We start from the raw sequence: 24,362 nt of genomic DNA on the forward strand, positions 1-24,362 counted from the left end.
CTTTGTCATACGACTGCGCGCAGTTGCCCGTAGTCGGCTGATGTCGTCAGGATCCGTCTGGAGCTGTCAGTGGCTGCTGTCGGAGGCTGATGCTGGGTGTGGCAACAGCAGATGCCGATCGCCGACAGGGAAGTCAGGTCTCCATGGATCAGCTCAGTGTTCGCGCCGTCGTTCTCCTTCTGGTGGGCGTTCTCGTCGTCGTTCTTATCGTGCGTGCACCCCCGCTTGGGTTCGCCGTGGTGGGAGCAACTGCGGTAGTTGCGCTGCTGGCTCAGCTCATGGGTAGGGAATGAGGCCGCCTTCGGTCCTCCACGAGAGGAATGACGGTAGGTCGGTGATCGAGTCGGCCTGCCAGTCGGGCGTCTGCCATGACGGTTGGGCCGTCCGCCTGGAGATAGCCCCAGGGCCGTCGGTGGCAATACGCGGCATGCAGGGCGCTGGCCGTTGGCGGCGACGATGTCGTTGTTGCGCTGCTCATCGACGTAGACGGTCTCGTTCGGGTTGCCGGCTGCTTGGGCGACGACGGAGTTCTGGCTTCGCCACGCATTATTGACCGGAGTGGCGCCGGCATCGACGGGGAGACCATGGTCGGTGAGGAGGTCAGCGGTGTGCATGGTCTGGCTGCCTGCGATGGAGGGCCTCTGAGCTGTCCCTCCCGTGCCCGTGGTGGGTGGAGTACGGCGGGTGATGTCCGCCCCTCGCAGACACGGCGGCTCTCCCACTGCGTGATTCGCGGCAATCACACCGCCAAATCGCGGAGGGCCCGCACCGTGAACCCGTACGGGCTCTCTGACTGCGGAGAGTACGAGATGCGAACTCGTGAGGGGTTACCCCCACCACGTGTTGCAAGCGTGCGCGCATGCGGAAGGGCCCGGGGCGGTGGCCCCGGGCCCTTCGGCGGTGGTGCGGGTCAGGCCGGCAGGACGGCCTCGATCGCGGCGACGACCTCGTCCGACTCCGGCTCGGTGCGCGGGCGGATCCGGGCGGCGACGGTGCCGTCCGGGGAGACCAGGAACTTCTCGAAGTTCCAGGTGACGTCCCCGGCCTGGCCCTCGGCGTCGGCGGTCCTGGTCAGCACCTCGTAGAGCGGGTGACGGTCGTCACCGTTGACGTCGGTCTTCTCGAACAGCGGGAAGGAGACGCCGTAGGTGGTGGAGCAGAAGGTCTGGATCTCCTCGGCGCTGCCCGGCTCCTGCCCGGCGAACTGGTTCGAGGGGAAGCCCAGCACGGTGAAGCCGCGCGCGGCGAAGCGCTCCTGGAGGCGCTCCAGGCCGGCGTACTGGGGGGTCAGGCCGCACTTGGAGGCGACGTTGACGATCAGCAGCGCCTTGCCCTTGTAGTCGCCGAGCGAGGCGGCCTCGCCGGACAGGGTGCGCAGCGGGATGTCGTACAGGCTCACGAGAAGGTCCCCTTCGGGTGTCGGTGTCGGGACGGGCTTCGTCACCGAACGGTAGCCGCCCCTGCCTGCCCCAACCACGACCGGGCTACGGGTGTTCCGTCCCGGTCGGCGGGAGCGGGCCGTCGAGGCGGGCGGCGACGGCGGCGAAGTCGGCGCTGTGCCAGCGTTCGGGGCGCATCCGGACGGCGATGTCGGCGGTCAGCTGCTCGGTGGTGGCTGCCAGGTAGGCACGGGCGGTGGCCGGCGGCAGGTAGCGGTGGGCCATCGCCGCGCGTTCGGCGGGGTCGACACCGTCCTCGATCGCGACCACCGGGCCCTCGACGCTCACGTACCGGCAGGGCGGGTCCTCCTGCTGGGCGCAGAGCGCGAACCGGCGGGTGGCCCGGATCCGGCGGGCCTTGGCGGAGTCGCGGCCGGTGAGGACGGTCAGGACGCCGCCGGGCCGGTAGTCGTACCAGATCGGGACGGCCAGCAGACCCTTGCCCGGTTCGGCGCCGTCGGCCCCGACGGCGAGGACGCCGACGTGGACGGCGGCCAGGAAGTGCTCGCGCTCGGCGATGCTCATGGTGAAGGACACGGCGTGGGCCTCCCGGGAGCCGGCGCCCGCGGGCTGCGGTCGCCCGCGGGTCGTCCCCGGTACGTACCCGCACGATCGGCCGTGTACCCGCGTATCCGCGCACCCGCGTACCCGCAAACGCCCGGGGCGGCCGCGGTCCCCCCGATTGCGGCCGCCCCGGACGTCCCGGACGTCCCGGGGATCCCGGCTAGAGCGCCAGCGGCTTGATTGCCGTGGGGGCGTGCTCCGGCAGGGTGGCGAGCTCCTCGAACTCCGTCACGTCGCTCATGTCGACGGTCCGGCTCATCGAGATGTTGGTGATGCGCTCCAGGATGGCCTCGACCACGACCGGGACGCTGTGCTCGGCGGCGAGCTTCTTGGCCTCCTCGAACGCGGCGCCCAGCTCGTTCGGGTCGGTGACCCGGATGGCCTTGACGCCCAGGCCCTCGGCGACCTTGACGTGGTCGACGCCGTAGACGCCGAGCTCCGGGGTGTTGATGTTCTCGAACTCCAGGTTGACCTGGAAGTTGATGTCCAGCCCGATCTGCGCCTGGCGGATCAGGCCCAGGTACGCGTTGTTCACGAGGACGTGGACGTAGGGGATCTTGTGCTGGGCGGCGACCGCCAGCTCCTCGATCATGAACTGGAAGTCGTAGTCGCCGGAGAGCGCGACGATCGGGGTCTCCGGGTCGGCGGTGGCGGCACCGATCGCGGCCGGGATGGTCCAGCCGAGCGGGCCGGCCTGGCCGCAGTTGATCCAGTGGCGCGGCTTGTAGACGTGCAGCATCTGCGCGCCGGCGATCTGGGACAGGCCGATGGTGGTGACGTAGCGGGTCTCCGGGCCGAAGGCCTTGTTCATCTCCTCGTAGACGCGCTGCGGCTTCATCGGGATGTTGTCGAAGTGCGTGCGGCGCTGCAGGGTGGCCTTGCGCTCCTGGGCGGACGCGGCCCAGGCGGTGAAGTCGGGCAGCCGGCCCTCGGCCTTGAGCTCCTTGGCGACCTGGACGAAGAGCTCCAGTGCGGCCTTGGCGTCGGAGGCGATGCCGAAGTCCGGGGCGAAGATCTTGCCGATCTGGGTGGGCTCGATGTCGACGTGGACGAACTTGCGGCCCTTGGTGTACGCCTCCAGGTTGTACCCGGTGTGACGGTTGGCCCAGCGGTTGCCGATGCCGAGGACGAAGTCCGACTCCAGGAAGGTCGCGTTCCCGTAGCGGTGCGAGGTCTGGACGCCGACCATGCCGGCGCTCAGCTCGTGGTCGTCCGGGATGGTGCCCCAGCCCATCAGGGTGGAGATGACCGGGACGCCGGTCAGCTCGGCGAACTCGACCAGCAGGTCGGAGGCGTCGGCGTTGATGATGCCGCCGCCGGCGACGATCAGCGGGCGCTCGGACTCCAGCAGGAACCGGATCGCCTTCTCGGCCTGGGCGCGGCTGGCCTGCGGCTTGTAGACCGGCAGCGGCTGGTAGGTCTCGGGGTCGAACTCGATCTCGGTCAGCTGGACGTCGATCGGGAGGTCGATGAGGACCGGGCCGGGACGGCCGGAGCGCATCAGGTGGAAGGCCTCCTGGAACACGCCCGGGACCTGCGCGGCCTCCAGCACGGTGGTGGCCTTCTTGGTGACCGGCTTGGCGATCGAGGCGATGTCGACGGCCTGGAAGTCCTCCTTGTGCAGCTTGGAGACCGGGGCCTGGCCGGTGATGCACAGGATCGGGATCGAGTCGGCGATGGCCGAGTAGAGGCCGGTGATCATGTCGGTGCCGGCCGGGCCGGAGGTACCGATGCAGACACCGATGTTGCCGGCCTTGGTCCGGGTGTAGCCCTCCGCCATGTGGGAGGCGCCCTCGACGTGGCGGGCCAGCGTGTGCCGGATGCCGCCGCCCTCCTTGAGGGCCCGGTAGAACGGGTTGATCGCTGCGCCCGGCACGCCGAACGCGACCTCAACGCCTTCGAGCTTGAGGATCTCCACGGCCGCACGGGCGGCTGTCATACGAGGCATCGGGTATCTCCTGCGTCGGCCCGCAGTGGGTCGGAGGGCTCATCTCCAGAATTCCACCATACGGAAGAACGGTTTCTGTATGCGGAAACAAAGTAAGGCGACGCCTGTCGGGGCGTCAAGGGGAGTTTCAACAGAATGTGGAAGCCGGCGGTCGGCGGAAACCGCAGGTCGCGGCCGACCGGCGGCCGGTGGGCGAGGGCCCGGTGGCCGGTGGGCGGGGTGTGGTGGGTGGGGCCCCGGTGTCCGGCGTCCGGCCAGGCTGTCACGGCCGGGGTGCCCGATCCATCGCCCGTTCCTCCAGTCCGCGGCGGCGCTCCGGGGCCGCTCGTCGTCCCTTCCTGCAAAGCGCCCGCTCCGCCGCCCGCTCGATCGCGGGCCTACCGCCGCGCCCGGTCGGCCGGGCATCGTTCGCATACCAGGTCGGTGCACGAACGGGTGTGCCCGCTTTCCGGCTCGATCCGGGCCGGAAAGCGGCCCCGGTGTGCCGTCGCGGTGAAGGGAGGGTGGACGAGGTTGGCGGCGGCCGGGGCCGTGGGTACCGTCGGTGCCACGCCGGGCCCGTCATGGTTGCCATGTTCAACACGGGCTGCGGCCGGGGGGTTCGGGACCGACCGGGGAGCGGGGGAGCTCCGGCCGTGCTGTCCCGTCCAGGACCACGCGCGCCCGGTCCGCCCTTACCCGACCGAGGGACACGCCCCCTGACCGCACGCCACCCGACCCGACACCCATCGCCGCCGCCCGCTCCGCCGGGGCGCCGGCCGCACCGCTGCCGAGTCCGCCGAGTCGCAGAGTCCGCGGCGTTCGCAGCACCCGCCGACTTCGCAGCACCCGCCGACTTCGTCGCGTCCGCCGACTCCGCTCGTCCACCGCCGGGCCCGCGCCGCCGGGACCGGTCCCACCGCGGCGCGCGGGCGCCGCGGACACCGGGCGGGCGTCCCGTCGCCGCACCGGGCGGGACTTCGCTGCGCCGAGCGTCCAGCCGATCCGCCCGTACGACCCCGCCGCCGAGCCGACCGCGCGCCCGTGCGCTGCGTGCGCCCGTGCCGTACTCGCGCCCGTGCCGAACGGCGCGGCGGCGGGCTCCCTCCCAGTGGCGCGCCCGCCTCCCGGCCGGCGCGCGGAAGGAACGCAGCCATGCACCGAACCGCCTGCCGTCCCCCCGTCCGCCCCTCGCACGCCCCGGCGGTGGCGAGGTGAGCGCCCTGCCCCGGCGCCGGAAGAGCCCGCCCGGCGGTCCGCGCCGGAACGCCCCGCCGGGCCGCGCCCGGCCGCGCCGGGCGTCGCGGTTCGCCGCTCCGGCCGCCGCGCTGCGCGCCGTGCCCTGGCGCTTCGACCTGCCGGCCTCGCTGGTGGTCTTCCTCGTCGCGCTGCCGCTCTGCGTCGGGGTGGCCGTCGCCTCCGGCGTCCCCGCCGAGCTCGGGCTGGTCACCGGGATCGTCGGCGGCCTCGTCGTCGGTGCACTGCCCGGCAGCAGTCTCCAGGTCAGCGGCCCGGCCGCCGGGCTGACCGTCCTGGTCTACGAGGCCGTGCAGGAGTTCGGCACCGGAGCGCTCGGCCTGCTGGTGCTCGGCACCGGCCTGCTCCAGCTGGCGATGGGTGCCTTACGCCTGGGCCGCTGGTTCCGGGCGATGTCCGCCTCGGTGGTGCACGGCATGCTGGCCGGCATCGGTCTGACCCTGCTCTTCGGCCAGCTGTACGCGCTCGCCGACCGCAAGGCGCCCGCGACCGGGCCGGAGAAGATCGCCGGGCTGCCGGCGCTGCTCCGCGACGCCGTCACCGGGGCCGCCACCCCGAGCGCGGTCGCCCTCGGCGCCGGCACCCTGCTGGTGCTGGTGTTCTGGAAGTACCTGCCCGCCCGGGTGGGCCGGGCGGTGCCCGCGCCGCTGGCCGCCGTCGGCCTCGCGGCGGCCGTCTCCGCCGCCGCCGACCTGCCGGTGGCCCGGATCCGGGTGGCCGGTCTGCTGGACGTGGTGCAGCTGCCGGACCGCGGCGCGCTCGGCGAGCTGGCGAGCACGGCGGGCCTCGGCACCCTCCTCGCCTTCACCCTGATCGCCTCCGCGGAGACGCTCTTCAGCGCCGCGGCGGTGGACCGGATGCACCACGGCCCGCGCACCCACTACGACCGGGAGCTGACCGCCCAGGGCGTCGGCAACACGCTCTGCGGGCTGCTCGGCGCACTGCCGATGACGGCGGTCATCGTGCGCAGCGCGGCCAACGTCCAGGCGGGGGCGCGGACGAAGGCCTCGCGGGTGCTGCACGGGCTCTGGCTGCTGCTCTTCACCGCGCTGGTGCCCGGTGCCCTCGGCCTCGTCCCGCTGACGGCGCTGGCCGCCGTCCTGGTGCACGCGGGGGCCAAGCTCGTCCCGGTCCGGCGGATCGTCGCGCTCTGCCGCGAGCACCGCGGCGAGGCGCTGGTGCTGGTGGTGACGGCGGTGGCGGTCATCACCACCGACCTGTTCGAGGGGGTGCTGGTCGGGATCGGTCTCGCGGTGGTGAAGTCGGCCTGGCAGACCTCGCATCTGCAGATCGGCGTGGAGGAGCTGCCGGCCCGGGAGGGCACGGCGGGCGGGGTGACCGACGGGCCGGCCGGCGGGGCGGCCGGCGGGTTGTCCGACCGGTTGTCCGACGGGGCGGTCGGGGAGGGGCCGGTGATGCGGGTCCGGCTCAGTGGGAACGCGACCTTCCTGCGACTGCCCCGACTGCTGGACGCGCTGGAGCGCCTGCCGGCCGACCGCCCGGTCGAGCTGGACTGGTCCGGGCTGCGCCATCTCGACCACGCCTGCACGGTGGCGCTCACCGCCTGGGCGGCCCAGCACCGGGCCCGCAGCACCGCCTCGCTGGCGGTCGATCCGCCGCTGCCGACAGTGGTCTGACGCGGCGTCCGGCACCCGGCCGGAGTCCGGTGCCGGCGGCAGCGCCGTCGGACGTGCGCTCGTCCGAGTGCGCTCGCCGGACGCGCCCTAGCCTGGTGGCGGTGCCCGGCGGCCTGCCGGGCAGCAGCATCGTGACGGTCCGTCGGGCCGCAGCGCCGTCGGGCCGTCGGCTCCTGAAGCCGCCGGACCGCCGGGCAGCCGGACCGCCGGGCCGTCCGGGAGAGGAGCGCAGGACTGTGATCGCAGCGTTTTCGGTCACCCCGCTGGGGGTCGGCGAGGAGGTGGGGGAGGCGGTCGCCGCCGCCGTCCGGGTGGTCCGCGCGAGCGGGCTGCCGAACCGTACCGATGCCATGTTCACCAGCATCGAGGGGGAGTGGGACGAGGTGATGCCGGTGATCCGGGCGGCGATCGAGGCGGTGAAGGCCTACAGCGGCCGGGTGAGCACCGTCATCAAGATCGACGACCGGGCGGGCGTCTCGGACGGCCTCACCGCCAAGGTGGCCACGGTCGAGCGGTACCTCGCCGAGGGGTGAGGCGGCTCCCCGCCGCCGGTGCGCGGGTGTTGAGCGCCGCGAGGTGGTGCGGCGCGCTGCGGGGCGGCCGCCGGTCCCGGTGCGAGCGGGGCCGGCGGCCGCCCGTCGGCGGCTGCCGGTCAGCCCGCGGCGGTCGGCTGCGAGCTGCGCCCGGCGGTCTCCGGCTGTCCGGTGCGACCGGTCCGGCCGGTGGTGCTCCTGCTGAACAGGCGGTCCACCGCGAACGGGCCGGAGCCGAGTGCCGCGATCGCCAGGAAGGCCCAGCAGAACATCACCGAGGCCTCGCCACCGTTCTGCAGCGGGAGCAGCGCGTGCTCCTGATGGACGGTGAAGTACGCGTAGGCCATCGAGCCGGAGGAGAGCAGGGCCGCGATCCGGGTGCCGAATCCGACCAGGACGAGCAGGCCGCCGACGAGCTGGATCAGTGCGGCCCACCAGCCGGGCCACTGGCCGACCGGGACGGTGCCGCCGCCCTTGGCGCCGCCGAACACGCCGAAGAGCGAGGCGGCGCCGTGGCAGGCGAAGAGCAGTCCGACGACGACCCGGAAGGCCGTCAGCACCAGTGGGCGCGCGGCGTCGATCGTCTGTTGCGGGCTTGCAGGCATGGGGAGGTGCCTCCTGTGGGGAGGGGACGGGGGACGAGCGGCGGTAAGGGTAGCCTTACTGATGGGCACTTGACAAGGCTCCGTCAAATAGGCCGTGCTCGAAGTTCCGGGCTCCACCCTCGATCTTTCTTGACCGTTCGGTCTCGATATGACTAGGGTTCAGTCATGGCCCGCACCAAGGAATTCGACCCCGACGCGGCGCTCCAGTCCGCTCTTGAGCTGTTCTGGCAGCGCGGTTACGAAGCCACCTCGATGACCGACCTCGTCGAGGGGCTGGGGATCGCCCGCGCCAGCATCTACGCCACCTTCGGCAGCAAGCGCGAGCTCTACCTGCGCGCGCTGGAGCGCTACGGGGAGCAGGGCGATCCGGTGCTGCTGGCCGAGCTCTCGCAGCCCGGCCCGGTGCTGCCGGCCGTCCGCGCGGTGGTCCGCCGCTATGCGCGGGAGGCCGGCGAGGACGGGGACGGCGGGCCCCGGCGCGGCTGCTTCGTGACCAACACGGCGGTCGAGCTCGCCCCGCACGACGCGGGTGCGGCCCGCCGGGTGGCGGACAGCCTCGGTCACCTGGAGACGTTGCTGACCTCGGCGCTGGTCCGGGCCGAGGCGCAGGGGGAGCTGCCCGAGGGGCGGGATCCCCGGGCGCTGGCGCGGATGCTGCTCGTGCTGCTGCAGGGGATGCGGGTGATCGGCAAGGCCGGTGACGCCACCGCGCGCCTGGACGACGCCGCCGAGCAGGCGCTCGCGCTGCTGGGCTGAGCGGATCCCGGGGTGGCGGGGGTGCCCCGGGATCGCCGTCCGGCTGCGGGCGGGTGTGACGCATGGGGCGCCTGGGGCCCGTTTTTCGACTCGATACTAGACCGAACGGTCTGTAAAGCGAGGGGGGATTTCATGGTTCCGCAATCCTTACGGCCGGGCTTCGCACTGCTCGGTGCCGTCCAGGCGACGTTGATCTTCACGATCATGATCCTGTCCGTCCCGCTGCCCCTGGTCGCCCGCGAATTCGGCCTCGGCCCCTCCGGCGTCCTGCTGCTCAGCGCTGCCTACGGGCTCTCCTTCAGCTCGCTGCTGCTGCTCGGTGGCCGGCTCGCCGACCGGTACGGCGGCCGCCGGATGCTGCGGACCGGCCTGCTGCTGCTCGCCGCCGCCTCGGCGGCCGCCGCCACGGCACAGACCTTCCCGGTCCTGCTCGTCACCCGCTTCGCCCAGGGCGTCGGTGCCGCACTGGCCGCCCCCGCGGCGGTCGCGGTCGTGCGGGCGCTCTTCCCCCGCACCGCCGACTACGGCCGGGCGATGGCCACGTGGGGCGGTCTCTCGGTGCTCGGCGCCACCGCCGGCAACCTGCTCTCGGGCGCGGTCACCGCCTGGGCCTCCTGGCGCTGGCTGTTCGCCGTCCCCGTGCTCGTCGCCCTCGCGGTGCTCGCCCGCTCCGCCGCCCTGCTCCCACCCGCTGCCTCCCCGCTCCCGCCCGCCGGGCCGCCGTCCCCCCGGCTGCGCGCCGGTCGGCTCACCGCTCGGCTCACCGGTCGGCTCGGTGGCCGCCTGCCCGGCGGGCTCGACCTGCCCGGCGCCGCCCTCGCCGCCGGCGGCATCTGCGCGAGCGGCTACGGCCTGGTGGCGGCCGGCGAAAACGGCTGGCGGGCGCCCGTCGTCCTCGGCCCACTTGCTGTCGGCGTCGCCCTGCTGCTCGCCTTCGCCGCCGTTGAACGCCGCACCGCCGAGCCCTTGCTGCCTCCCGGCTTCCTCGCCGACCGGCGGCGGGCCGCCGCCCTGACCGCCGTCATGGCGACCGCCGCGGGTACCGCACTCACCTTCCTGCTGCTGCCGCTCTACCTCCAACAGGTCCGCGGCTGGGGCGCGTTGGCGACATCCGCCGCCTTCCTCCCGTACGCGGCGGTACTGCTGACGGCCGGCCGGCTGGCAGCGCCGCTCACCGTCCGGTACGGCGCCACCGCCGTCACCGCCGGGGGCTTGGTGGTGGCCGCGGCGGGGCTCGCCCTGCTGGCCGGCCTCACCCCCGGCAGCCCGTACGCCACCGGCCTGCTGCCCGGGCTGCTGCTGCTCCCGGCGGGTGCCGGCCCCGCCTTCGCCGGCGCGTCGGCACTGGCCACCGGCGGGGTGCGCCCCGGGCGCACCGGCCTCGCGGCGGGCGTCCTGAACACCGCCATGGAACTCGGCCCCACCACCGGCGTCGCCGCCCTGATGGCGCTCGCCGCCACCCGCCCGACCGTGGTCGGCGGCTACGCCGCCGCCTTCGCGGCCGCCGCGGCGGGGCTCGCCCTGACCGCAGCCGCGGTCGCCCTGTCGACCGGGAACACCTCCCGGCCGGCCCGAATCACCCACACCCAGGAGTACTCCGCATGAACGCCCGCAGCACCGCCGCTACCACCGCCCGCTTCGCCGACAAGTCCGTCCTGGTCACCGGTGGCGGCAGCGGCATCGGCCGCGCCATCGCCCTCGCCTTCGCCGCCGAGGGGGCCCAGGTCGCCGTGGCCGGCCGCACCGGGGCACCGCTCGCCGAGACCGTCGCCCTGATCGAGGCCGCGGGCGGCAAGGCCGTGGCCCTGGTCGGGGACGTCGCCCGCAGCGGCGACGCGGCCCGGCTGGTCCGGGAGACCGTCGAGCGGTTCGGCGGCCTGGACGTCGCCGTCAACAACGCCGGCATCCTCGGCACCCCCGGCCCGCTCGCCGACCTCGACGAGGAGGACTGGCAGCGCGTGATCGACACCAACCTGACGGGCACCTGGCTGGCCATGAAGCACCAGATAGCCGAGATGCGCACCAGCGGCGGCGGCGCCATCGTCAACATCTCGTCCAACCTCGGCACCCACATGCGCCTCGCCGGCCTCGGCGCCTACGCCGTCAGCAAGGCCGCCGTCGGCACGCTGACCCGCGCCGCGGCCCGCGACCACATCGCCGAGGGCGTCCGGATCAACTCGGTCAGCCCCGGCCCGGTCGACACCAGCATGTCCAGCCGGCCCGGCGAGAGCGCCGCGGACAAGGCCGACCGGATGAAGGAGCAGGTCCCCGCCGGCCGCGCCGGAGCCCCGGAGGAGATCGCCGCCGCCGTCCTCCACCTGGCCTCCCCGGAGGCCGCGTTCACCGTCGGCGCCGACCTCGTCCTCGACGGCGGCATCACAGCCTGACGCCGCCCGACGACCCCAGGCCCGCAACCGACCCGCGACCGGCCGACCGGCGACAAGCCGATCGGCCGGTCGTCGCACGTCCGCAACGGTGGCACGCCGCCGAGGCGACTCGCGCGCAACTGGAGATCAAGCACCGGATCCGCGGCTGATTGAGCAGGTACGACGCGATGGTGGAGCCCATGGCCCGGTACTACGCCGCGCGGGGGCTCCTTGTCACCGTCGACGTGGTCGGTTCGGCCGCCGAGGCGGCGGCCTTGGCGCTCGCCGCGCTCCGGCAGCGCAGCCGCTGACGTCACGGCAGCGCCGCTCCGCCCGCCGGGCGGGTCAGTCGCTGTCGTGATCCATGCCGAACGAGTCGTGGATCGGCCGGACTTCGACGGCCACGACGTGGAAGTCGACGACGCGTTCGGCGATGGCGCGGGCCCGCTCCGGAGTCTCGCAGTCGAGCACGTAGTAGGCGGTGAGCTGTTCGGTCGCCGCCACCAGTGGCCCGTCGGTCGTGGTGACGGGGCCGTCGGGCGTCCCGCGGAGGGTCGCGGTGTCCTCGGGGTAGGCAAGGCCCGCGCCGTTCAGGATCTCGCCGGAGCCGTCGAGGTCACGGTGGAGTGCCTCGTGCCGGCGGAACACGTCGGCCCGCTCCTCCGCCGTCATCGCCGCGGTCGCTGCGGGATCGGCGTACATCAGCACCAGGTACTTCATGGCGCAATCCTTGCACCGGAGCCGGACGGGTGCCCGCAGCCGGCGGGTCGGGCGTCGGCCGATGCCCTGGCGCCGAGACCCCCGCCCCGATGCCCCGGCCCCGGACCCCGGCTCCTGCCCCGGACCCCCACTCCTGCCCTGGAGCCCCGGCTACGCGGAGAGTGCCTCGCCGTCCTCGGGGAGGACGCAGGCGGCGGAGAGGGCGTCGAGGGAGAGGCCGAGCGCGTAGGCGAGCGCGGCGACGGTGAAGAAGGCGGGTGTGGGGGCCCGGCCGGTCTCGATCTTGCGCAGGGTCTCGGCGGAGATGCCGGCCGCTGCCGCCACCTCGACCATGCTGCGGTTGCCGCGTGCTTCGCGGAGCAGGGCGCCGAAGCGCTCGCCGCGGTTGCGCTCCCAGGGGGTCAACGGGGTCCTCACCATGGGCCAATACTAATACCGCCGCGACCGTGATAGAAATACCGGTATAAGAATTGGGTGGATGGATCGAGGAGATCGACGACATGGTCGAGCTGAAGTCGGACGCAGGGCTCGCGGCGATGCGGGAGGCCGGGCGGGTGGTGGCCGAGGCGCTGGCGGCCGTGGAGGCGGCGGCCGGCGTCGGGGTGAGCCTGCTGGAGCTGGACGAGGTGGCGCGGGAGGTGCTGCGCAAGGCCGGGGCCGGCTCGCCGTTCCTCGGGTACCGGCCCTCCTTCGCCCCGGTGCCGTTCCCGGCGGTGATCTGCGCCTCCGTCAACGACGCCGTGGTGCACGGCATCCCGGACGGCTACCGGCTGCGCGACGGGGACCTTCTGAGCATCGACTGCGGCGCGCTGCTCAACGGCTGGGCCGGCGATGCCGCGGTCAGCTTCACGGTCGGGGCGGCGGCGGAGGCCGACGTGCGGCTCATCGACGCCACCCGGCGGGCGCTGGAGGCCGGGATCGCCGCGGCCGTCGTCGGCAACCGGACCGGCGACATCGCGCACGCGATCGCCGGGGTGGCCCGCGCGCAGGGGTACGGGCTGCCGGAGGGCTTCGGCGGGCACGGCATCGGGCGCCGGATGCACGAGGATCCGCACGTGCCCAACGAGGGACGCCCGGGGCGCGGTTACCCGCTCCGGCCGGGCCTGGTGCTGGCCATCGAGCCGATGCTCACGGCCGGCGGCCGCGACGACTACGACACCGACCCGGACGGCTGGACCCTGCGCACCACCGACGGCACCCGCGCCGCGCACATCGAGCACACGGTGGCGATCACCGAGGACGGTCCCCGGATCCTCACCCTGCCGTAGTCCGCCGGGCGGGGCGCCCGACGGCTGCCCGGGCCGTCGAACGGGGGCGACCGTGACGGAGGTTACCCGCAGGCGGCCGGGCAACCCGGAGTAGCGTGCAGGCCATGACGGATCATGACTTCACGGTGCCGGTCACCGTACGCGGGTACGAGACCGACACCCAGGGCCACCTCAACCAGGCCGTGTACCTCCAGTACGCCGAACACGCCCGTTGGGAGCACCTGCGGGCGGCGGGCGTGCAGCAGGCCGACCTGCTGGCCAAGGGCGTCGGCCCGGTGGTGCTGGAGACCACGGTCAAGTACCGGCGGGAGCTGCGCGCCGGTGACGAGGTGGGCGTGAGCTGCCGCTTCGTCTGGGGGTCGGGCAAGACCTTCGAGCTCGTGCAGACCATCACCCGGGCGGACGGCGTCCTCGCCGCCGAGGTGACGTGCGTCGGAGGCTTCCTCGACCTGGCCGCGCGGCGGCTGGTCGCGGACCCGCGCGAGCCACTGCGCGCGCTGGCGTCGGACCCGGGGCTGCTCGGCCTCTGAGCGCCGCTCACCACCCACCGTTCCTGCGCACGGTCCTGGCCCGTCAGCGCGGGGCGGAGCGCCTCCTCCAGCACGCCGACCGCTGCTCCGGCCGGCCGCCGGTGCCACCCGGGCGGGCGGCCCGGCGGGCGCCGGCCGCCCGCCCGGACGACGCTGGGACGAGGAGGCGTTCGGCGGGCCGGTGCGCAGGGGCTGGAGGCGGGCGAGGTGATCGGTGGGGTCCATCTGGAGGCGCAGTGGCGTCGGGAGGCACTGCGGACCAACCTCTGGGTGGTGCCGATGCTGGAGGTGGTGCTCGCGGGGCTGCTCTTCCTGGTCACCTGGTCCCTCGACCGGGCCGCGTACCGGGGCGAGCTGACGCTGCCGAGCTGGGTCATCAGCGGCACCGCCGACGCCGCCCGGCAGATCCTCGCCGCCATCGCGGCGGCCCTGATCACCGTCGTCGGCGTGGTGTTCTCGATCATGATCGTGACCCTGACGCTGGCCTCCACCCAGTTCGGGCCCCGGATGCTGCGGACCTTCATCCGCGACCGCACCACCCAGCTGACCCTGGGCACCTTCGTCGGGACGTTCTTCTTCGCGGTGCTCGCGCTGGTGGTGATCGGACCGTCCTCGCGCGGCGAGTTCGTCCCGCACCTGTCCATCACCGTCTGCATGGCCCTGGTCCTGGCCGACCTCGGGGTGCTGATCTACTTCATCCACCACATCGCCACCTCCATCCAACTGCCGTACGTCATCGCGAACATCGCGGCCGAGCTCTCGGCGGCGATCGACGCGGGCGCGGGTGAGCCCGCCCCGGGCGGCGCGGTGGACCGGGGCCCGAGCGCCGACGAGCTGCACGAGCGGCTGGACGCCGCGGGGGCGAGCGTCCCCGCCCCGGCCAGCGGCTACCTGCAGTTCGTCCGGCACCGCACGCTGGTCGCGATGGCGGCGGAGCTCGACGCCGTGATCCGCCTGGACCACCGGCCGGGCCACTTCCTGGTGCAGGGGCACCAGCTCGCCACGGTCTGGCCGGCCACGGCGGCCGACGAGGTGGCCCGGAGCTTCGCCCGGGCCCACATCACCGGTCCGACCAGGACGCTCGCCCAGGACATCGCCTTCGCGGTGGATCAGCTGGTGGAGATCGCCATCCGGGCGCTGTCCACCGCGGTGAACGACACCTTCACCACGCTGACCTGCATCGACTGGCTGGGGGAGGGGCTCTGCCGGATCGCGTCGCGCTGGCAGCCCGACCCGGTCCACCGGGACGCGGCGGGCCACATCCGGGTGATCTCGACGCCGGTGAGCTACGAGCGGCTGGTGGAGCGCGCCTTCGAGAAGATCCGCCAGACCGCGCACGGCATGCCGGCCGTGCTGATCCGGCAGCTCGACGCCCTGGCGGAGATCATGCGGGAGACCAGGACGGAGGAGCAGCGCGAGGTGCTGCTCCGGCAGGCCGGGATGATCGACCGGGTGAGCGCGGAGTCGGTGACCGAGCCGGCCGACCGGGAGGACGTGCACCGCCGCTACCTGGCCGTCCTCGCCGCGCACGCCGACCGCGCCGCACAGGGCTGACGCCCCGGCGCGGGGCCGCCACCCCGGTGCGGAGCCGTCCCACCCGTCCTACCGTCCCGCTCCACGAAACCCACGACAGCCATGACACCCACGGCGTCCGTCACCCGGTCAGGTCATCAGCCGCAGCCTGGTCGCCGCGACGCCCAGCCGGACGGTCTGGCCCCAGGTGAGCTCCAGCGCGTCCGTCTCGATGCCGTCGCCGAACGCGACCAGGCGGTCGGACTCGACCGTGAGCACCAGCTGCCGGCCGGGGTCCAGCAGCCCGTGCACCCGGCTGGTGCCGGTCGCGGGGGAGGGCCAGGCCTCACGGACGAACCAGGCGAGAGCGGGTGCGGCCGCTCCGGGCAGGTCGAGCGGTCCGCCGCGTTCCAGCCAGGCGGACCGGCACCAGCCGGTGGCGCCCGTGCCGGTGCCGACCAGCACCCCGGAGGAGGCCTGCGGCTCGGCGGCGGCCTCGGCCACCGGCCGGCTCGCCGCCGCGGCCTCCGTCACCGCCAGCCGGTACCGCGCGGTCTGGTGTCCGGGCTGGCCGACGTACACCTCGTTGAGCGCCAGCAGCCGCTGGGAGTCGTCGGCGACGGCCTCGACCATGGTGCGCTCGTCCAGGTGCCGGGCGGCGCTGCGGGCGACGGCGCCCGGGAGCAGGGCCGGCAGCGCGTCGGCGCGGTGGCGGACCAGGACGCCGGGGTTGCGGCCGGGGTCGGCGTCGACGCCGATGACCGGCTGGCCGTCGAGGTACTTGGCGACGTTGGCGACCAGTCCGTCCTGGCCGACCACCACCACGACGTCCTCCGGCTCGAACAGGAACCGCGGCAGGTCGGCCCGCTCGACCCGGGTGCGCCGCCAGTCCAGGGGGACGGCGGCGGCCGCCCGGGCGAGCGCCTCACCCTGCCGCCGGTGGCGGGCCTCGACCTCGGCGACGGACCGGCCGCGCGAGGAGAGGAAGAAGGCGGCCTGGCCGGGTGTGCCGTGGTGGGCGAGCAGTTCCTCGTACTCGGTGCGGCGGTGCACCAGGACGGCCCGGGGCGCGAGCGTCATCGCTCACCCGCGCCCGCCGCGCCCGGCACAACGGGGCCGGTGGGCCCGGCGAGCCGTCCGAGCAGGCCGGTGAGCAGGTCCGGGGTGACGGTGACGCTGTCGATCTTCGGCAGGTGCTCGGCGAGCCGCATCAGGGCGAGCGCCCGCAGCACCGCCGGGTCGGCCTGCTGGTGGGCGGTGAGCCAGGCGGCCTCGGCGGCGGCCCGGGCCTCGCCGAGCGCGCGGGCGGCGTCGGCCTCGGCACCGGAGAGGACGCGGGCGGCCTCGGCCTCGGCGCCGGCCAGCCGGGTGCGGCGTTCGGCCTCGGCGTCGGCCCGCACCCGGTCGGCGGCCGCCTCGTCCTCGGCCTGGAGCCGGGCGTTGGCGCCCTGCTGGGTGATCAGCTGCTTCTCCCGCTTGGCCAGTTCGATCTGGTTGGCGAGTTCGTTCTCGGCGATGCCGCGCTCGTGCTCGACGGCGACGGCCCGCCGCTCGAAGGTGGCCCGGTCGGCCTCCTGCTGGACGAGTTCGCGGGCGGGGGTGCGCAGGGCGCGCTCGACCTCGGGCTCGGGGCGCAGCGCGACGACCCGGACGGCGATCACGGCGAGCCCGGTCTCGGTGATCCGGGGTTCGGCGGCCAGCCCGGCGGCCATCCGCTCGCGGACGGCGCTGACGCCGTCGACGAGTGCGGCGGCGAGCGAGGTCCGGGCGAGCAGGCCGAGCGCGTGCTGCTGGGCGGTCTCGGTGAGCAGGGTGGCGATCTGGTCGAGCGGGGCGGCGCGCCAGGCACCGGTGTCGGGGTCGATGCCGAAGTCGACGCGGGTGGCCGCGGTGGCGGGCTCGGTGATCCGGTAGGTCAGCGTGGCCTGCACGGTGACGTCCTGGAAGTCGGCCGTCCGGGCGTGGAAGAGCATGGCGAGTTCGCGGTCGTCGACCGGCACCTCGGAGAGGGCGGCGCTGAGCGGCCGGAACCAGAAAGCCAGGCCGGCGCCCTCGTGGGCGATCGTGCCGCGCTTCAGGTGGCGGATGTGGGCGGTGGGGACGGCGCGCAGGTGGCGCAGTCCGAAGCGCCGGGTGATGTCGGCCATGAGTGGCACCCCTTTTCGTCACTGGGACGATATTGGCTCCACGGCAATCTCGTCAAGATGACGAAAAGGGGTGGTGCCCGGCCGGTCCGGCGTCCGCCCGGCCCGGCGTGGGAGGATCGCCGGGTGCTGAGGATGCGAACGAAGACGCGGTGGGAGCGGCATCGACGGGCGGTGCGCGCGTCGGCGGCCCTGGCCGCGGCCGTCTGCACGACCGCCTCCGCGCTCGGGGTCGTCGTGGCGGCCGCCCCGCCCGCCCACGCGGCCGACCGCCCCGGCCAGGCCTTCACCATCGGCGACCCGCGCATCACCGAGTCGAGCGGCCTCGCCGCCAGCCTCGCCCACCCCGGCGTCTACTGGACGCACAACGACAGCGACGACGGCCCGTACGTCTACGCCGTCGACTCGCAGGGCCGCACCGTCGCCACCGTCACCCTGCGCGGCATCGAACCGCGCGACGTCGAGGCGATCTCGCTCGGCCCCGACGGCCGGCTCTACGTCGGCGACATCGGCGACAACCTCGGCGGCAAGTGGCCCGAGGTCTGGATCTACTCCTTCGCCGAACCCGCCGAACTGCGCGACCAGACCGTGGACGCCGTCCGCTACCGGGTCCGCTACGAGGACGGGCCGCGCGACGCCGAGGCGCTGATGGTCCACCCGGTCACCGGCCGGGCCTACATCGCCAGCAAGAAGCAGGGCGGGGGCGGGCTCTACCAGGGGCCGGAGAAGCTCTCCACCGCGGGCATCAACACCTTCCGCCGGATCGGCGACACCCCCTGGGTCACCGACGGCGCCTTCTCCCCGGACGGCACCCGGCTCGTCCTGCGCGGCTACCTCTCCGCCCAGTTGTACCGCTGGAAGGACGGCGCGCCCGTCGAACTCGGCGCGCTCTCGGCGCCGTTGCAGCGCCAGGGCGAGTCCGTCACCTTCACGGCGGACGGGCGGGCGGTGCTGTACGGCACCGAGGGCAAGGACAGCCCGGTCTGGCGGGAGCCCCTGGCGGACGACCAGTTCCCGGACACGGTGAAGCCCGTGCCCGGCGCTGCGCCGACCTCCGGAGCCCCGGCCGCCCCGGGCCCGGGCTCCTCCGGCGGGGCGTCCGCCCAGCCCGGATCGTCCGCTGCGCCCGCCTCCTCGGGCGGGCCGTCCGACCGTGCGCTCGGCGTGGTGTTCCTGCTGGCCGTGGTGGGAGCGGTGCTCGGCCTGCGGAAGAAGCGCAAGCCGGACTGACCGTCAGGCGCTGCGGCCGCCGCGCTCACGTCAACCGCAGGTCGGACGGCCCGGGGCGGGTCCGGGCGTGGACGAACGGACCTTGCCTTTCCGGGTGGTTGGGCGGGCTGGTTGTCCAGCGGCTTCCGATGAGGTGAATCTGTCGCCGATTTGTGACAAAGCTTGGCCAACACCCGCCCCGCGCGGGGTTTTCGTGGACGTAGTGTTCCCGCTATGTCACGGATGAGCCGCCGCACCTCCTCCCCGCACCAGGGCGACACCTGGGTCCCGCGCCCCCCGCGCCGGGAGACCCCGCTCGGGCTGGTGGGCCACCTGTTGAAGTTCCTCGGCTACAGCACGCTGGCCGGCGTCCTGCTGGCGGGCCTGATCCTGCCGGCGGCCGGCGCGCTCGGGCTCAGCGCCAAGAACACGGCCGACAACTTCGACAGCATCCCGGACGACTTCAAGACGCCGCCGCTCAGCCAGGCTTCGCAGATCTTCGACGCCGGCGGCGGGCTGATCGCCAAGGTCTACGAACGGGACCGCACGGTCATACCCGCCGACCAGATGTCACCGCTGATACGCCAGGCCCAGGTGGACATCGAGGACGCGCGCTTCTACGAGCACGGAGCGGTCGACCTCAAGGGTGTGCTCCGGGCCGTCACCAAGAACGCGGAGAGCGGCACCGCCGTCCAGGGCGGGTCGACGCTGACCCAGCAGTACGTGAAGAACGTCAACGTCGAGAAGGCCGGTGACGACCAGGTCGCCGTCCGCGAGGCGCAGCGCAAGACCATCGGCCGCAAGATCCAGGAACTCAAGTACGCCATCAAGCTGGAGGAGGACCTGACGAAGGAGCAGATCCTCAGCAACTACCTGAACATCACCTTCTACGGCCACCAGGCGTACGGCATCCAGGCCGCGTCCCAGCGCTACTTCAGCAAGGACGCCAAGGACCTGACCCTCCCCGAGGCGGCCACGCTGGCCGGGCTCGTGCAGAACCCGACCCAGTACGACCCCAAGCTCCACCCGGTCGCCGCCCAGAAGCGGCGCGACACCGTCATCGACAAGATGGTGGAGAACAAGCACATCACCGCGGACCAGGCCCGGGAGGCCAAGGCGGCCCCGCTCGGCCTGCGCTACAAGGAGCCGCAGAACGGCTGCATCACCGCCAACGCCGGCATGGGCTTCTTCTGCGACTACGTGCGTCACGTGATCAAGCAGGACCCGGTGTTCGGCAAGACCGCCGCCGAGCGGAAGAAGCTGTGGGACCAGGGCGGGCTGAACGTCTACACCACCCTCGACCCGGTGAAGCAGGCCGCGGCGCAGAACGCCGTCAGCACCAAGGTCTTCGTCACCGACCCGGTCTCGGCCGCCATGACGATGGTCGAGCCGGGCAGCGGCAAGATCCTCGCGATGGCCCAGACCCGCCCGTACGGCCTGGACCCGAACAAGAACCAGACCGTCGTCAACTACAACGTGGACGCGGCGATGGGCGGCGGCAACGGCTTCCAGCCGGGCTCCAACTTCAAGCCCATCGTGGCCGCCGCCGCTCTGGAGGCCGGGCTGCCGTCGACGCAGTCCTACCCCGCCCAGAACCGGATCGACTGGCCGAACATGTCCACCTGTTCGGGGACGTGGAAGAACCTGAAGAAGGGCAAGAAGGAGGGGACCGTCCCCAACGAGTCGGCGAGCGAGGCCGGCCCGTACGAGCTCAAGCAGGCGATGGCCCTCTCGGTGAACACCTACTTCGTCCAGATGGAGCAGGAGATCGGCCTCTGCGCCGTCAAGCAGATGGCCAACAAGCTCGGCGTCGCGGGCAAGGCCAACGGCGACGCGCTGGAGGAGGTGCCCGCCCTCGGCCTGGGCACCCAGGAGGTCAGCCCGCTGACGATGGCGAACGTCTACGCCACCTTCGCCGCCCGGGGCACCTACTGCACGCCGCTGGCGATCAACCGGATCACCACGGTGGACGGCAAGGACGTGCCCGTCACTCCCGCCAAGTGCGACCGGGTGATGGCGGAGAACACCGCGGACGTCATCAACACCGTGCTGCTCGGCGTGACGGAGAAGGGCGGCACCGCGCGGGACCTCGGCCTCGACGACGACCGGCAGATCGCCGGCAAGACCGGGACGGCGGACGAGAAGAAGGCGGCCTGGTTCAGCGGTTACACCGGCAACCTGGCCGGTTCGGTCTGGCTCGGCGGCCCGGCCAAGGGCGTGCCGATGAAGAACATCCGGATCGGCGGGCACTACCAGGACGAGGTGTTCGGCGCGACCGGGCCCGGTCCGATCTGGCAGAAGGCGATGAGCGACGCCGTCCGGAGCATGCCCGAGCAGGACTTCCGGACGGTCTACATCCCCGACCCGCCGCCGAAGAAGGACCCGAGCGCGAGCGGGTCCGGCAGCAGCGGCGCGAGCGCACCGGGCGGCAGCCGGCCCGAGACCGCGCCGGGCTGGCCCGGCGGCGGGCGCACCACGGCACCCACCCGGCCGCGCAACGCGCAGCCCACCGACCAGGGCCAGGGGCAGGGGCAGGCACAGACGGAGGGTCAGGGCGACGACCACTGATCCGGCCTGCCGACGCCCGTGCCCCGGACCGTACGAACGGTCCGGGGCACGGGCGTCGGCAGCCGCCGAGGGCGCGGGGCAGGCCGTCAGCCGACGCCCTTGGCCGCCCAGAAGTCCTGCCGCGCCAGGATGGTGGTGTCGGTCTGGTCGGTGAAGAAGCCGTCCACGCCGAGCTCGTAGAGGTACTTCGCCCAGCCGATCGCGTCGCCGTAGGCGTTCGGGTCCGTCCCGCGGCGGTAGTCCAGCGGCAGGAAGGCGTTCTCGTTGCGCACCGTGTACGGGTGCAGCAGCAGGTTGGCCGCGTGCGCGTCGCGCACCAGCGTGGTCGGCGGCCGGAGCTTGCCGCTCGCGTCCACCGGCGCGATCAACTGCGTGGTCGGGCCGATGCCGTGGGCGAAGGTGGCGAGCCAGCGCAGGCCCTCGGGCTTCACCAGGTCGGCGACGGTCCGCTTGTCCCCGGAGAGCACGAAGTCGTACGGCTGGGTGTTCTCGGCGCCGAGCAGCTGGATCCGCGGGTTGTCGACCAGCTTGGCCAGCCGCTGGAGGCTGCTCGGCTCGAAGGACTGCAGGATCGCGCGCCCGCGCCGGCCCGCCAGGCCGGTACGGCGCAGCTCGTCCGCGAGGCGCTCCTCCAGCGGCAGGCCGATCGAGCGGAAGTAGCTCGGGTGCTTGGTCTCCGGGTAGAGCCAGACCTCGCGGCCGAGCTCGCGCCCGCGCTTGCGCGCGAAGTCGGCCAGCTCGCGGAAGGTGAGGATCTGCCAGCGGCCGTCGTACAGGGTGTTGCGCTGGCGCTGCAGCGGCAGGCGCTCCTTGGCCCGCAGGGTCTTCAGCTCGGCGAGCGTGAAGTCCTCGGTGAACCAGCCGGTGAGCGGCTGCCCGTCGATGGTCCTGGTGGCCCGGCGGCCCGCGAACTCGGGGTGGTCGGCGACGTCGGTGGTCTCCGCGATGTTGTTCTCGTGGCGGATCACCAGCTGGCCGTCCTTGGTCGGCACGAGGTCCGGCTCGATGACGTCCGCGCCCAGCTCCAGGGCGAGTTCGTAGGAGCCGAGGGTCTCCTCCGGGCGGTAGCCGGGGGCGCCGCGGTGGCCGATCACCAGCGGGTGCGGCAGCCGGTCCAGGCCGGTGCCGGTGCGGACGGGCGTGCGGGTCCCGGTCGGGGCGGCGGCCGCCCCGCGCTCGTCGGCGGCGTCGGGCTGGTCCTCGCCGGACGCCGCGAAGGCGTCCCCGGCCCCGGCGGCGAACGCGGCCGCGCCGATGCCGGCGACGCCGGTCGCGCGCAGGAACCGGCGGCGCGAGGAGTCGGCGCCCGGCGCGGGTGTCTCCGGGCTGCTGCCGTCGAGCGGACGGTACGTCATGGAAGCTCCTAGCTCGCACTGGTGGCGTGGCGGTGGTGGCCGGGTTGGCGGCACCGCGGTGGTGCGTGCGGTGGTGGCCGCCGCCCGCAGACTAGGAGCAGTGGTGCCCGGGCGGGTGGCCTGGGGGCGAACGACCGGCGAAGTTCCGCCACGTATCGGTGTGGATGCGGTGCTACCGGGCCGGCGGCGGGCGGGAGCGCCCGTGGGCGCGCCTGAGTACCGGTACTCATGCGGACGGCCCCGCCGGCGTCGCAGGATGGGAGCATGCCGCACACCGTCCTCGGTCTCCCCGCCGTGCTCTGCCCCTCGGCCGGGTACCTCGCCGTCGCCTCGGTACTCGCCCTCGCCGCCGCGTGGGAGCCTTCCGCCGCGCGGGAGTCGTCCGGCGTGCGGGGGCCGTCCGCCGGGCCCGGGCCGGCGGGGCACGGCCGGCGGTGGGCGGCCGCCCTGTGGGCGATGCCCGGCTACTTCCCCGCGCTGGTCCTGAGCCCGTGGCCGGACGGTACCTCCGCGCGGTTCCTCGGCGCCGTCGGTGCGGGGGCGGTGGGCAACGCGGCTCTGCTGGCCTGCGTCGCGCACGCGGCCGGCCTCCGCTGAGGCGCCCGGTTGTCCGGCCCACGCCCGCGGGCAAGGCGGAAACCCCAGGGCGATCGGCCCGTGTCCGGTCCTATGATCCGGATCGTGAGCAACGGGGGATCCGTGAGCGGCGGTGTGCGGGGGGCGGTGGCGGGGGTGGTGGTGTTCGTCGTCGTGGTCCTCGCGGTGGTCTTCCTCTCCGACAGGGGGGAGAAGCCGGCGAGCCCGGTCGGGCGCTGGTCGAGCGGGTCGGCGGTGCTGGTCTTCGACGGGGGAGGCCGCCTGGGCGGCGGGTCGCTCCTCCCGGCGGCGCTCTGCGGCGGGGTGAACGCGGGCCCCGACTCCGCGCCGACGCCGGCCACGGGGACGTGGGAGGAGTTCGAGCGTGACGGACGGTTCGGGGTGGACATCTCGCGGACGGGCCGGGAAGGGCCCTGCACCCTGACGTTCTTCGCCTTCACGGCCCAGAGCATCCCGAGGCTGGCGATGTACCGGCCGAAGGAGCTCATGTTCCGCCGGAACTGACGCCGGTGCCCCGCGGTCGGGAGGGGCGCGCGCCGCGGATCGCGCGCTGCTGGACGACCGGTGCGCCCTGTTGCGCCGGTGCCACCGGGTGCGGGAGGTTGGTCCAGGCCCGCTCCGGTGCTCACCATGGCGGGCCCGCACCATGTCTGACGGTCGATCATCTGGAGGAATGTCCGCGATGACATCGAAGATCCTGCTCGTCACCGGTGACGCCGCGGAGTCGTTGGAGGTGTTCTACCCCTACCAGCGGCTGCGCGAGGAGGGCTACCAGGTCGACATCGCGGCGCCGACCCGGAAGCGGCTCCAGTTCGTGGTGCACGACTTCGTGGAGGGCTTCGACACCTACACCGAGAAGCCCGGCTACACCTGGCCCGCCGACCTCGCCTTCTCGGACGTCGACCCGGCCGAGTACGTCGCCCTGGTGATCCCCGGAGGCCGCGCCCCGGAGTACCTGCGGAACGACCCGGAGGTGCAGCGCATCGTCCGGCACTTCTTCGAGGCCGACAAGCCGGTCGCGCAGATCTGCCACGGCCCGCTGGTCACGGCCGCCGCCGGAGTGCTCTCCGGCCGGCGCAGCGCCGCCTACCCCGCCCTGGAGCCGGACGTGGCCGCCGCGGGCGCGGAGTACGTGGACGGCGAGGCGGTCGTCGACGGCGTGGTCGTGTCGGCCCGCGCCTGGCCGGACCACCCGGCGTGGATCCGCGCCTTCGTCGAGGTGCTGCGGGTGAAGGCCCCGCTCGCCTGAACCGTGCCCGGCGGCCGGCCGGCGTCCCCCACGGGGGGCGCCGGCCGGCCTTTCCGGCCCACCCGCCCGGTGGAATGGTCCAGCGGGACGGTCCGGTGACGGGGCCCGGGCCGCCCGGTCGGAGCG

At 73.8% G+C, this 24,362-nt stretch carries 24 protein-coding genes; 14 read left to right on the forward strand and 10 right to left on the reverse strand.

Annotated elements, in window-relative coordinates:
* Positions 1-5 precede the first annotated feature (5 nt).
* The 4 genes from OH807_RS37735 to gcl all read right to left on the reverse strand — a co-directional run bounded on the left by OH807_RS37735 (position 6) and on the right by gcl (position 3,942).
* Positions 6-614, reverse strand: coding sequence for a hypothetical protein (locus OH807_RS37735; protein ID WP_406208851.1), 609 nt, complete (start codon positions 612-614; stop codon positions 6-8).
* A 296-nt stretch (positions 615-910) separates the two neighbouring features.
* Positions 911-1,399 carry a glutathione peroxidase gene (locus tag OH807_RS37740; RefSeq protein ID WP_406208853.1) on the reverse strand — a complete coding sequence of 163 codons (489 nt, stop codon included), beginning with the start codon at positions 1,397-1,399 and terminating at the stop codon, positions 911-913.
* An 85-nt stretch (positions 1,400-1,484) separates the two neighbouring features.
* Positions 1,485-1,976 (reverse strand): pyridoxamine 5'-phosphate oxidase family protein, encoded by a 492-nt coding sequence (locus tag OH807_RS37745; protein ID WP_406208855.1) that lies wholly within the window; start codon positions 1,974-1,976, stop codon positions 1,485-1,487.
* A 187-nt stretch (positions 1,977-2,163) separates the two neighbouring features.
* Positions 2,164-3,942, reverse strand: a complete 1,779-nt coding sequence (gene gcl, locus OH807_RS37750; protein WP_406211404.1) for a glyoxylate carboligase — start codon at positions 3,940-3,942, stop codon at positions 2,164-2,166.
* Between the two features lie 1,325 nt (positions 3,943-5,267).
* Between gcl and OH807_RS37755 the strand changes: the two genes are divergently transcribed.
* The gene (locus tag OH807_RS37755) at positions 5,268-6,824 is read left to right on the forward strand and encodes a SulP family inorganic anion transporter (protein WP_406211405.1); all 1,557 of its coding nucleotides are present in this window, start codon (positions 5,268-5,270) and stop codon (positions 6,822-6,824) included.
* 236 nt (positions 6,825-7,060) lie between these two features.
* Positions 7,061-7,357 carry an MTH1187 family thiamine-binding protein gene (locus OH807_RS37760; protein ID WP_406208858.1) on the forward strand — a complete coding sequence of 99 codons (297 nt, stop codon included), beginning with the start codon at positions 7,061-7,063 and terminating at the stop codon, positions 7,355-7,357.
* Positions 7,358-7,476: 119 nt separating this feature from the next.
* On the opposite strand, the gene OH807_RS37765 is transcribed toward OH807_RS37760, so the two are convergent.
* Positions 7,477-7,962, reverse strand: coding sequence for a DoxX family protein (locus tag OH807_RS37765; protein ID WP_406208861.1), 486 nt, complete (start codon positions 7,960-7,962; stop codon positions 7,477-7,479).
* A gap of 165 nt (positions 7,963-8,127) precedes the next feature.
* On the opposite strand from OH807_RS37765, the gene OH807_RS37770 reads away from it, so the two are divergent.
* The 4 genes from OH807_RS37770 (at position 8,128) to OH807_RS37785 (ending at position 11,395) form a co-directional block, all read left to right on the forward strand.
* The gene (locus OH807_RS37770; protein WP_406208864.1) at positions 8,128-8,718 is read left to right on the forward strand and encodes a TetR/AcrR family transcriptional regulator; all 591 of its coding nucleotides are present in this window, start codon (positions 8,128-8,130) and stop codon (positions 8,716-8,718) included.
* A 132-nt stretch (positions 8,719-8,850) separates the two neighbouring features.
* Entirely contained in the window at positions 8,851-10,323 is a 1,473-nt protein-coding gene (locus OH807_RS37775) for an MFS transporter (protein WP_406208866.1), read from the forward strand.
* Complete coding sequence (locus OH807_RS37780) at positions 10,320-11,105, forward strand: SDR family NAD(P)-dependent oxidoreductase (RefSeq protein WP_406208869.1); 786 nt, start codon at positions 10,320-10,322, stop codon at positions 11,103-11,105. Before OH807_RS37775 ends, OH807_RS37780 begins: the two co-directional genes overlap by 4 nt.
* Before the next feature lie 149 nt (positions 11,106-11,254).
* Positions 11,255-11,395 (forward strand): hypothetical protein, encoded by a 141-nt coding sequence (locus OH807_RS37785; RefSeq protein ID WP_406208872.1) that lies wholly within the window; start codon positions 11,255-11,257, stop codon positions 11,393-11,395.
* A 34-nt stretch (positions 11,396-11,429) separates the two neighbouring features.
* Here OH807_RS37785 and OH807_RS37790 read toward each other — a convergent pair whose 3' ends face one another.
* Positions 11,430-11,804 carry a YciI family protein gene (locus tag OH807_RS37790; protein ID WP_406208875.1) on the reverse strand — a complete coding sequence of 125 codons (375 nt, stop codon included), beginning with the start codon at positions 11,802-11,804 and terminating at the stop codon, positions 11,430-11,432.
* Positions 11,805-11,954: 150 nt separating this feature from the next.
* Positions 11,955-12,224: a helix-turn-helix domain-containing protein gene (locus OH807_RS37795; protein ID WP_406208878.1), complete on the reverse strand. Its 270-nt coding sequence runs from the start codon at positions 12,222-12,224 to the stop codon at positions 11,955-11,957.
* An 80-nt stretch (positions 12,225-12,304) separates the two neighbouring features.
* On the opposite strand from OH807_RS37795, the gene map reads away from it, so the two are divergent.
* The 3 genes from map (at position 12,305) to OH807_RS37810 (ending at position 15,156) form a co-directional block, all read left to right on the forward strand.
* A complete protein-coding gene (gene map, locus OH807_RS37800; protein WP_406211407.1) occupies positions 12,305-13,072 on the forward strand; it encodes a type I methionyl aminopeptidase in 768 nt (255 codons plus the stop codon).
* A gap of 104 nt (positions 13,073-13,176) precedes the next feature.
* Complete coding sequence (locus tag OH807_RS37805; protein WP_406208881.1) at positions 13,177-13,602, forward strand: acyl-CoA thioesterase; 426 nt, start codon at positions 13,177-13,179, stop codon at positions 13,600-13,602.
* Positions 13,603-13,809: 207 nt separating this feature from the next.
* The gene (locus OH807_RS37810) at positions 13,810-15,156 is read left to right on the forward strand and encodes a DUF2254 domain-containing protein (protein ID WP_406208884.1); all 1,347 of its coding nucleotides are present in this window, start codon (positions 13,810-13,812) and stop codon (positions 15,154-15,156) included.
* 108 nt (positions 15,157-15,264) lie between these two features.
* Here OH807_RS37810 and OH807_RS37815 read toward each other — a convergent pair whose 3' ends face one another.
* Together OH807_RS37815 and OH807_RS37820 are read right to left on the reverse strand one after the other, a co-directional pair.
* Positions 15,265-16,194, reverse strand: a complete 930-nt coding sequence (locus OH807_RS37815) for a hypothetical protein (protein WP_406208887.1) — start codon at positions 16,192-16,194, stop codon at positions 15,265-15,267.
* Positions 16,191-17,261 carry an SPFH domain-containing protein gene (locus OH807_RS37820; protein ID WP_406208890.1) on the reverse strand — a complete coding sequence of 357 codons (1,071 nt, stop codon included), beginning with the start codon at positions 17,259-17,261 and terminating at the stop codon, positions 16,191-16,193. Before OH807_RS37820 ends, OH807_RS37815 begins: the two co-directional genes overlap by 4 nt.
* Positions 17,262-17,393: 132 nt before the next feature.
* Between OH807_RS37820 and OH807_RS37825 the strand changes: the two genes are divergently transcribed.
* Together OH807_RS37825 and OH807_RS37830 are read left to right on the forward strand one after the other, a co-directional pair.
* On the forward strand, positions 17,394-18,488 hold the full coding sequence (locus OH807_RS37825; RefSeq protein WP_406208893.1) for a hypothetical protein: 1,095 nt from the start codon (positions 17,394-17,396) through the stop codon (positions 18,486-18,488).
* Between the two features lie 213 nt (positions 18,489-18,701).
* Positions 18,702-21,035, forward strand: coding sequence for a transglycosylase domain-containing protein (locus OH807_RS37830; RefSeq protein WP_406208896.1), 2,334 nt, complete (start codon positions 18,702-18,704; stop codon positions 21,033-21,035).
* Positions 21,036-21,121: 86 nt separating this feature from the next.
* Here OH807_RS37830 and OH807_RS37835 read toward each other — a convergent pair whose 3' ends face one another.
* On the reverse strand, positions 21,122-22,390 hold the full coding sequence (locus OH807_RS37835; protein WP_406208898.1) for a glycerophosphodiester phosphodiesterase: 1,269 nt from the start codon (positions 22,388-22,390) through the stop codon (positions 21,122-21,124).
* Between the two features lie 264 nt (positions 22,391-22,654).
* Between OH807_RS37835 and OH807_RS37840 the strand changes: the two genes are divergently transcribed.
* The 3 genes from OH807_RS37840 to OH807_RS37850 all read left to right on the forward strand — a co-directional run bounded on the left by OH807_RS37840 (position 22,655) and on the right by OH807_RS37850 (position 24,236).
* Positions 22,655-22,987 (forward strand): hypothetical protein, encoded by a 333-nt coding sequence (locus OH807_RS37840; protein WP_406208901.1) that lies wholly within the window; start codon positions 22,655-22,657, stop codon positions 22,985-22,987.
* Between the two features lie 84 nt (positions 22,988-23,071).
* Positions 23,072-23,491 (forward strand): hypothetical protein, encoded by a 420-nt coding sequence (locus tag OH807_RS37845; RefSeq protein ID WP_406208904.1) that lies wholly within the window; start codon positions 23,072-23,074, stop codon positions 23,489-23,491.
* Between the two features lie 178 nt (positions 23,492-23,669).
* Positions 23,670-24,236 carry a DJ-1/PfpI family protein gene (locus OH807_RS37850; protein WP_406208907.1) on the forward strand — a complete coding sequence of 189 codons (567 nt, stop codon included), beginning with the start codon at positions 23,670-23,672 and terminating at the stop codon, positions 24,234-24,236.
* Positions 24,237-24,362 lie beyond the last annotated feature (126 nt).

The organism is Kitasatospora sp. NBC_01560 (genome assembly GCF_045208415.1).
Taxonomy (GTDB): Bacteria; Actinomycetota; Actinomycetes; order Streptomycetales; family Streptomycetaceae; genus Kitasatospora.

Excerpts from the sequence above, each read along its gene's own strand:
- gcl (WP_406211404.1), bottom strand. The coding sequence starts at position 3,942 with ATGACAGCCGCCCGTGCGGCCGTGGAGATCCTCAAGCTCGAAGGCGTT.
- OH807_RS37835 (WP_406208898.1), bottom strand. The coding sequence starts at position 22,390 with ATGACGTACCGTCCGCTCGACGGCAGCAGCCCGGAGACACCCGCGCCG.
- OH807_RS37795 (WP_406208878.1), bottom strand. The coding sequence starts at position 12,224 with ATGGTGAGGACCCCGTTGACCCCCTGGGAGCGCAACCGCGGCGAGCGC.
- OH807_RS37735 (WP_406208851.1), bottom strand. The coding sequence starts at position 614 with ATGCACACCGCTGACCTCCTCACCGACCATGGTCTCCCCGTCGATGCC.
- OH807_RS37775 (WP_406208866.1), top strand. The coding sequence starts at position 8,851 with ATGGTTCCGCAATCCTTACGGCCGGGCTTCGCACTGCTCGGTGCCGTC.
- OH807_RS37780 (WP_406208869.1), top strand. The coding sequence starts at position 10,320 with ATGAACGCCCGCAGCACCGCCGCTACCACCGCCCGCTTCGCCGACAAG.
- map (WP_406211407.1), top strand. The coding sequence starts at position 12,305 with ATGGTCGAGCTGAAGTCGGACGCAGGGCTCGCGGCGATGCGGGAGGCC.
- OH807_RS37770 (WP_406208864.1), top strand. The coding sequence starts at position 8,128 with ATGGCCCGCACCAAGGAATTCGACCCCGACGCGGCGCTCCAGTCCGCT.
- OH807_RS37765 (WP_406208861.1), bottom strand. The coding sequence starts at position 7,962 with ATGCCTGCAAGCCCGCAACAGACGATCGACGCCGCGCGCCCACTGGTG.
- OH807_RS37830 (WP_406208896.1), top strand. The coding sequence starts at position 18,702 with ATGTCACGGATGAGCCGCCGCACCTCCTCCCCGCACCAGGGCGACACC.
- OH807_RS37815 (WP_406208887.1), bottom strand. The coding sequence starts at position 16,194 with ATGACGCTCGCGCCCCGGGCCGTCCTGGTGCACCGCCGCACCGAGTAC.
- OH807_RS37850 (WP_406208907.1), top strand. The coding sequence starts at position 23,670 with ATGACATCGAAGATCCTGCTCGTCACCGGTGACGCCGCGGAGTCGTTG.
- OH807_RS37820 (WP_406208890.1), bottom strand. The coding sequence starts at position 17,261 with ATGGCCGACATCACCCGGCGCTTCGGACTGCGCCACCTGCGCGCCGTC.
- OH807_RS37825 (WP_406208893.1), top strand. The coding sequence starts at position 17,394 with ATGCGAACGAAGACGCGGTGGGAGCGGCATCGACGGGCGGTGCGCGCG.
- OH807_RS37790 (WP_406208875.1), bottom strand. The coding sequence starts at position 11,804 with ATGAAGTACCTGGTGCTGATGTACGCCGATCCCGCAGCGACCGCGGCG.
- OH807_RS37840 (WP_406208901.1), top strand. The coding sequence starts at position 22,655 with ATGCCGCACACCGTCCTCGGTCTCCCCGCCGTGCTCTGCCCCTCGGCC.
- OH807_RS37805 (WP_406208881.1), top strand. The coding sequence starts at position 13,177 with ATGACGGATCATGACTTCACGGTGCCGGTCACCGTACGCGGGTACGAG.